1 protein-coding gene is annotated in these 1,116 nt (G+C 24.1%); it reads left to right on the top strand.

Features of this window, described 5'->3' with window-relative positions:
- Positions 1-156 precede the first annotated feature (156 nt).
- Positions 157-522, top strand: a complete 366-nt coding sequence (locus EZH24_RS12330) for a hypothetical protein (RefSeq protein WP_137999354.1) — start codon at positions 157-159, stop codon at positions 520-522.
- Positions 523-1,116: the final 594 nt, after the last annotated feature.

Genomic DNA, 1,116 nt, shown 5'->3' on the forward strand with positions numbered 1-1,116 from the left:
AATTATAAGGAATACCTGCTTTTTTTAAACTAAAAGTGTGCAATATCTATGGCTCTTAAACAATATAATTTAGTGTTGTATATTGACAAATAGTATTATTTTGATTATAATTGTTCTATTATTTAATTTATATTTAATTTATTTGGAGATATATTTATGACAGATGCCCAAAATAAAAAATGCCATGCTATTATACATAGTTGTGCCATCGCATGTGGTGCTGGTAATGTTGCACCTGTACCTGGTTTAGGTGTAGCAGCTGATATTGTTGCTCTAACTACTATGACTACATCTTTAGCAGCAGTATTTGGAGGAGATCTTACTGTAGAGGCTGCAAAAGGAATAGCAATAGGTGCTTTAAAGAAGCAGGTATTAAAGCAGCCTATAAAAGTTATAGGAAAGGAATTATCAAAATTTATACCTGGTTTAGGACAAGTGGTTGCCCCTACTATTAGTATTGCTTTAATAGAGGCAGCAGGATGGGCTATAGCAAAACAACTTGAAAGAGAATACTCAAATTAATAAAAAATATTTTGATTGATCATAACAGCAGTATACTATGTTTATACTGCTGATTTTATATAAATTTCTCTTATTTTTAAAATAAGAAAAATATTAAATATAGCAAAAATAATGATTGTTTTCTTTATTATTTTTTTAATTATAAATTATAGTATTTGTATTGAAAAGATTAATATTTTAAATAACTATATTTATATATAGTGCTTTTCTTATTTTAAGATGATGTTTGCTCCGATATTATTCAGTATATAGTTTAAGAATCAACTCAATAATTTCTTGATTATAAAAAATATTTGTATAAGTCTTGCTACTAATATTAACTAGACTTTATAAAAATAATTTAATATGAGAGATTACTATATAATAAAATCGCTTATTATTCAAGAATGTAAAAAATATATTTTACAGCTAATATATATGTGTGTTTAATAGATATATGTATTATATAAAATATAGTATTCTTTTTTAAAATTTAAACATAGGTATTTATGTTATTATAACTTTTTATATATATTTAAATATATAATTTAGTGTTTGCACTGGTGCCAAACATATTGCATTTAAGTATTCCTTATCTTTTTGAAGTATAACATA

This window comes from Brachyspira catarrhinii (genome assembly GCF_005518285.1).
Lineage (GTDB): Bacteria > Spirochaetota > Brachyspiria > Brachyspirales > Brachyspiraceae > Brachyspira > Brachyspira catarrhinii.

What these genes read in the sequence shown, in the direction of transcription:
- EZH24_RS12330 (WP_137999354.1), top strand. Translation starts at nt 157, where the DNA reads ATGACAGATGCCCAAAATAAAAAATGCCATGCTATTATACATAGTTGT.